This window comes from Catenulispora pinisilvae, from assembly GCF_015356865.1.
Lineage (GTDB): Bacteria > Actinomycetota > Actinomycetes > Streptomycetales > Catenulisporaceae > Catenulispora > Catenulispora pinisilvae.
On record NZ_JAAFZA010000398.1, the window covers coordinates 1 to 6,014 of the forward strand.

A 6,014-nucleotide genomic window follows, 5' to 3' on the forward strand; every position below is an offset into this window, starting at 1 on the left:
TCAGTGCACTCCCGCACCCCCACATCAGCCATTCGGCGCCGTCTGCCCGCCCACCCCCCAGGGCAAGACACCGCAGTGGGCGACATGAAGCGCGGTCGAGCGCGATGGATTCCAGCAGTGGCGGTCGGTGCCGCGGTGGCCGCGGCGGTGACCGGGGCGGTGGCGGCGCGGTATGTGGCGTCGTCTGGGCAGCCGCTGGCCGCGGGTGCCGCGATGCCGCCTCGCCTTGCGCAGCCCGTCGCTTCGCGGGTGGTGCCGCAGCGTATGTATCCGCTCCAGGCTCCGCTTGTCGCGCCTGGTGATCGTGCGTTTTCTGACGAGGGGCAGTGGCGCGTCCTTACCACCGACTCGCGCGGGGAGCCCGTTGTGCAGGGGACGCTCCTGCATGCCGCGGGTAGTTCCTCGCCTGTGGCGATCGCGTGGATCAAGCAGTCGGCGGCTCGTTTCGAGTTGCATCCCGGGTACTCGCAGCCCGGCGGTAGTTGGTCGCAGCCGGACATGCTGCCGCGTGATCGGCGCGATGGGCTGGTCGCCACGTGGAATGGTGGCTTCCTTATGGGTGATTCCGAGGGTGGCTTCTACCTCGACGGCAAGCAGTACGGTCCCCTCGTCCCCGGCGTCGCGGCCGAAGTCTTCCGGCGGGATGGTTCCTTCACGGTCGGGGTGTGGGGCCGGGACGTGAAGCTGGACTCCGATGTCGTCGGTGTGCGGCAGCAGCGGCAGTTGATGATCGATGGCGGTCGGATCGCTCCGGACATCGACTCGCTCTTCACCTGGGGGGTCACCGACGGCGGCGCTACCTACGTCCGTCGTTCCGGGGTCGGGGTCACGGCTGCCGGCGACGTCGTCTTCGCGCTGGGGCCGACGATGTCGCCGCGCTCGTTGGCCACCGCGTTGCAGCGGGCCGGGGCGGTGCGGGCCATGGAGTTGGACATCAACATCAGCTGGCCGTCGTTCATGGCGTACGACTCCTCCGCGAGCGCCGGCGACCCGCGCCCCTTCAAGTGGGGCGACTACCCGCGGCCCGCTGAGCGATACTTCAGTCCCTCGGCGCGGGACTTCGTCGCCGTCTACGCCCGCGCCGCCGGTGCGCAGGGTGGGTGCGTGGACGTCAGCGGGATGTCGCGGGCGCGCCCGGCGGACGCCAGCCTCGCCGATCCGCTGGCCTGCTGAAGCGCAAAGCGCAAAGCAAGCAACCCCCGAAACCGACCGGGAGCCCGACCGGGAGCCCGACCAGGAGCCCGACCAGGAACCCGACCAGGAACCCGACCAGGAACCCCACCAAAAACCCCACCAAAAACCCACTCCACCCCCGAACTAAGAACCCTGACACCACCCGTGACCCCCGTCACACTCCCGCCTTCCGAGTGAAGGCGTCATAACCATTAACCCGCGGCAACTAAGCTCTAGGTCATGGCGGAGTACATTTACACCCTGCGCAAGGCGCGTAAGGCCCACGGCGACAAGGTCATCCTCGACGACGTGACCCTGTCGTTCCTGCCGGGGGCGAAGATCGGCGTCGTCGGTCCGAACGGTGCGGGTAAGTCCACCGTGCTGAAGATCATGGCCGGGCTGGAGACGGCGTCGAACGGTGACGCCAACCTCGCGCCGGGCGCCTCCGTCGGGATCCTGCTGCAGGAGCCCCCACTCGACGAGACCAAGAACGTGCTGGAGAACGTCCAGGAGGCCGTCAAGGACACCCTGGACCTGCTCAAGCGGTTCAACGAGATCGCCGAGCAGATGGCCACCGACTACTCCGACGAGCTGCTCGCCGAGATGGGCAAGCTCCAGGACGAGCTGGACCACCGCAACGCCTGGGAGCTGGACTCGCAGATCGAGCAGGCGATGGACGCCCTGCGCTGCCCGCCCGGCGACGCCGACGTCAAGGTGCTCTCCGGCGGTGAGAAGCGCCGGGTCGCGCTGTGCAAGCTGCTGCTGGAGGCCCCCGACCTGCTGCTGCTCGACGAGCCCACCAACCACCTGGACGCCGAGTCGGTGAACTGGCTGGAGCAGCACCTGGAGAAGTACGCGGGCACGGTGGTCGCCGTCACCCACGACCGGTACTTCCTGGACAACGTCGCCCAGTGGATCCTGGAGCTGGACCGCGGCCGGGCCTACCCCTACGAGGGCAACTACTCGACGTACCTGGAGACCAAGGCCTCGCGTATGCGGGTCGAGGGCCAGAAGGACGTCAAGCGGCAGAAGCGGCTGAAGGAAGAGCTGGAGTGGGTCCGCTCCAACGCCAAGGCCCGCCAGGTCAAGAGCAAGGCGCGACTGGCCCGGTACGAGGAGATGGCGGCTGAGGCGGACAAGATCCGCAAGCTCGACTTCGAGGAGATCCAGATCCCGCCGGGCCCGCGTCTGGGCAGCGTCGTGATCGAGGTCTCCGACCTGGTCAAGGGCTTCGACGACCGGGTGCTGATCGACGACCTGTCCTTCACGCTGCCGCGCAACGGCATCGTCGGCGTCGTCGGCCCGAACGGCGCGGGCAAGACCACGCTGTTCAAGACCATGGTGGGCCTGGAGCAGGCGGACGGCGGGTCGGTCAAGATCGGCGAGACCGTCTCGATCTCCTACGTCGACCAGGGCCGTTCCGGCATCGACCCGAAGAAGTCGCTGTGGGAGGTCGTCTCCGACGGCTTGGACTACATCAAGGTCGGCCAGGTCGAGATGCCCTCGCGGGCCTACGTCTCGGCGTTCGGCTTCAAGGGCCCGGACCAGCAGAAGCCCGCCGGCGTGCTCTCCGGCGGTGAGCGCAACCGGCTGAACCTGGCGCTGACCTTGAAGCAGGGCGGCAACCTGCTGCTGCTCGACGAGCCCACCAACGACCTGGACGTCGAGACCCTGACCTCGCTGGAGAACGCGCTGCTGGACTTCCCCGGCTGCGCCGTGGTCATCTCCCACGACCGCTGGTTCCTGGACCGGGTCGCCACGCACATCCTGGCGTGGGAGGGCGACTCGAAGTGGTTCTGGTACGAGGGCAACTTCGAGGGCTATGAGAAGAACAAGGCTGAGCGCCTGGGCCCGGAGTCGCTGCGTCCGCACCGCGCCACCTACCGGAAGCTGACGCGCGACTGATGACCGGCACCGCCGAGACGAGCACGACGACGGGCAAGACGGCGAACACGCCGACGAGCGCGTCGACGAACACGCCGACCGCCTCCCCGTCCCGCGAGGCGCCCCCGGCGCCGCAAGGGCCGGGGCGGCGGCACGTCTACCTGTGCCCGCTGCGGTGGTCCGACATGGACGCCTACCAGCACATCAACAACGTGGTCTATCTCCGCTATCTGGAGGAGGCGCGGGTGGACTGGATGTTCCGCCGCGCCTCCGAGGCCGGGGTGGAGGGGTTCGCCACGTTCGGCACCGTGGTCGCCAAGCACGAGATCGAATACAAGCGCCCGCTGGTCTACCGGCCCGAGCCGGTGCGGGTCGAGGTGTGGGTGACGGCTATCGCCACGGCGAAGTTCACCGTCGCCTACGAGGTGCGCGACGACGAGCAGGTCTACGCGATCGCCTCGTCGGTGCTGGTGCCGTTCAACATCGCGGGCGGCTATCCGCGGCGGCTGTCGCCGATGGAGAAGGACTACCTCGGCGAGTACTACACCCCGGCGGCGGCATGAACGCGCGGGTGTCGGAGCTGCTGCTGGCCGGTCCGGCCGAGGCCGCCGACCTGGGCGGATACCTGAGCCGGCTGCTGCGGTTCGACAAGGCCGCGGCGGTGCGGGTGGTGGCTTCGGGGTCCGCGATCGGCGTTTACGGGCAGCCGCCGTTCGATGTGCTGACGCTGCGCGTGGTCGCGTTGGGCCCCGGCGAGGCCGTGACCGGCCCTGATATCACCGTGGCCAACGGCAACGGCAACGCCACCACCGCCGACACCGATATCGCCGACATCGCCGATACCGACACCAGCGACACCGGCGCCGGCGCCGACACCAGCGACATCGACATCACCGTCTCGGCCGGCGACCTGCTCCACGCGATCGCCGACGACGGCTCGCTGGCCCTGCCCCGCCCGCTGGCCGGGGCGACGGCCTGGACCGGGTTCCTGCCGCCGCGCGTCGGCTGGCAGGCGGTCGGCGAGTTGCCGGTCGCGGAGGTGGAGACCGCCGCGCTGGCCGGGATCGCCGAGTTCAAGGAGCGGGCCGAGGCGATTCCCGACCGGGAGCGGACCCGGGCGTCCGTGGACGGCCTGGCCGCGGAGATCTGGGACCGGCCGCTGTCCTTCGGGCTGCCGGTGCGGGCCGCGCACGCCGCCCGGGCGATGGCGTTCCTCGGGCAGGCGCAGTCCGCGTCGGCCGTGGTGCGGTCGGCGGGGCGGTGGCTGCGGCTGGACGCGCCGTTCGGGACCGTCGTGGTGCGTACCGGGACCGGACTGCTGGCCGGCTGAACAGGCTCAGCCAGCCGCACTGACCAAACTCAGCCCTCCAGCGTGAACCGCAGCTTGACCCGTATCTCACCCTTCCCGGCCATCATGCCGAGCTGGTTCCACGTCATCCCGAAGTCCTTGCGCACATACGGGATCGTCGCGGTCAGCGTGACGCTGTCGCCGCGCCGGTCGGCGTGCGCCAGGAACGTCATCGGCTGGACGGTCTCGCGCACCTTGAGCGTGCCCCGGACCTCGACCTCGGCGCTGTCGGCGGTCACCGGGCCGATCCGGTCGACGGCGAACTGGAACGTCGGGTGGTGCTCGACGTCGAAGAAGTCGGCCGAGCGCAGGTGGTCGTCGCGCTTGCCCAGCCGGGTGTTCAGCGACGCGGCGTCGACGGTCACGGTGCCCTCGCCGGTCCCGTCGTCGGCCAGCACGCCTTGGCCGTGGACGGTCTGGAACACGCCGCGGACCGTGACCAGCCCCCAGAAGGTCTTGTTGCGGACGGCCACCTCGTGGCCGGCGGGATCGAGGATCCACTTCTCGCTCATGACGGGCTCCCACACAGGTAGCGGACGGTGCGCAGATAGGTAGCGCGCAATCTTCTCGCCAGCAATTAGCTAACTAGCGAGATAGTAGCCCGGTGGCCTATCCTGGTCAACGTGATGGGGACGGAAGGGCACAGTGTGGGAGAAGGGGCCTGCCCCTCGACGGCGGACCTGGCGTTGCTGCGGCAGTGGAACCAGCTCCAGGCGGCGTTCCGGCGGCTGAACGGCCGGCTGCTCGACGACGTCGAGGCCAGCACCGGCGTGTCGCCCTCGGCCTTCCAGGCGCTGTGGTACCTGGTCAGCAGCCCCGAGTACACGGCGAAGATGAGCCAGCTGTCGGGGATCCTCGGCTTCTCCACGGCCGGCACCACCAAGGTCGCCGACCGGCTCGCCGAGGCCGGGCTGATCGAGCGCGCCCCCTCGGCCGCCGACCGCCGGGTGATCCTGGTGACGCTGACCGACCATGGTCTCGAGGTGGCCAGCGAGGCGATCCGCACCTTCCTCGGGGCGCTGCGCGAGCGCGCGGTCGAGCCGCTGGGGACGGAGGGCTTCGCGGCGCTGGTGAAGTCGGTGGCGGGGTTGGATCCGGGCGGCGCGGGGAGTGTCGGCGGGTGCTGACGCGTACCGACGCGTGCTGACGCGTGCTGACCGGTGCTGACGCACGCAGCGCGTCAGTCGACTACCCCTGACTCACCGCCGCGGTCAGACCGTGACGCCCTTCCCGCGAAGCCAGCCGAGCGGGTCGATGAACGCGCCGTCGCCGGTCGTGACTTCGAAGTGTAGGTGCGGGCCGGTCGAGTTCCCGGTGGAACCGAGGTAGCCGACGGTTTGCCCGGCCGCGATGGAGCCCCCTGAGACCGCCACGCGCGCCATGTGGTTGTAGGCGGTGGACGTGCCGTCGGCGTGCTTCACGACGGCCCGCAGACCATAGGGCCCGGCCCAGCCGGCGGAGACGACCGTGCCGTCGGCGACCGCCCGGATCGGGGTGCCGTGCGGCGCGGCGAGGTCGAGACCGGTGTGCTTGCCGCTGCTCCAGTTGGCGCCGCCGGCGCCGAAGGTGGCGGTCACGCGGGCGCCGGGGAGGGGCGACACGTGGGTCG

7 protein-coding genes are annotated in these 6,014 nt (G+C 70.0%); 5 read left to right on the forward strand and 2 right to left on the reverse strand.

Going from position 1 to position 6,014, the window contains the following annotated elements:
* Positions 1-366: 366 nt before the first annotated feature.
* From IZR01_RS47655 to IZR01_RS47670, 4 genes are all read left to right on the forward strand, one after another.
* Positions 367-1,173 carry a phosphodiester glycosidase family protein gene (locus IZR01_RS47655; RefSeq protein ID WP_194899505.1) on the forward strand — a complete coding sequence of 269 codons (807 nt, stop codon included), beginning with the start codon at positions 367-369 and terminating at the stop codon, positions 1,171-1,173.
* 240 nt (positions 1,174-1,413) lie between these two features.
* The gene (ettA, locus tag IZR01_RS47660; RefSeq protein ID WP_194927710.1) at positions 1,414-3,078 is read left to right on the forward strand and encodes an energy-dependent translational throttle protein EttA; all 1,665 of its coding nucleotides are present in this window, start codon (positions 1,414-1,416) and stop codon (positions 3,076-3,078) included.
* A 140-nt stretch (positions 3,079-3,218) separates the two neighbouring features.
* Complete coding sequence (locus IZR01_RS47665; protein ID WP_369125443.1) at positions 3,219-3,620, forward strand: acyl-CoA thioesterase; 402 nt, start codon at positions 3,219-3,221, stop codon at positions 3,618-3,620.
* On the forward strand, positions 3,617-4,387 hold the full coding sequence (locus IZR01_RS47670; RefSeq protein WP_194927712.1) for a DUF8185 domain-containing protein: 771 nt from the start codon (positions 3,617-3,619) through the stop codon (positions 4,385-4,387). Before IZR01_RS47665 ends, IZR01_RS47670 begins: the two co-directional genes overlap by 4 nt.
* Before the next feature lie 29 nt (positions 4,388-4,416).
* On the opposite strand, the gene IZR01_RS47675 is transcribed toward IZR01_RS47670, so the two are convergent.
* On the reverse strand, positions 4,417-4,917 hold the full coding sequence (locus IZR01_RS47675; RefSeq protein ID WP_194899509.1) for a YceI family protein: 501 nt from the start codon (positions 4,915-4,917) through the stop codon (positions 4,417-4,419).
* 114 nt (positions 4,918-5,031) lie between these two features.
* On the opposite strand from IZR01_RS47675, the gene IZR01_RS47680 reads away from it, so the two are divergent.
* Positions 5,032-5,532 (forward strand): MarR family winged helix-turn-helix transcriptional regulator, encoded by a 501-nt coding sequence (locus IZR01_RS47680; protein WP_194899511.1) that lies wholly within the window; start codon positions 5,032-5,034, stop codon positions 5,530-5,532.
* Between the two features lie 84 nt (positions 5,533-5,616).
* Here IZR01_RS47680 and IZR01_RS47685 read toward each other — a convergent pair.
* Positions 5,617-6,014 (reverse strand): M23 family metallopeptidase (locus IZR01_RS47685; protein ID WP_228561377.1); only part of this gene is annotated, 398 nt, incomplete at its 5' end.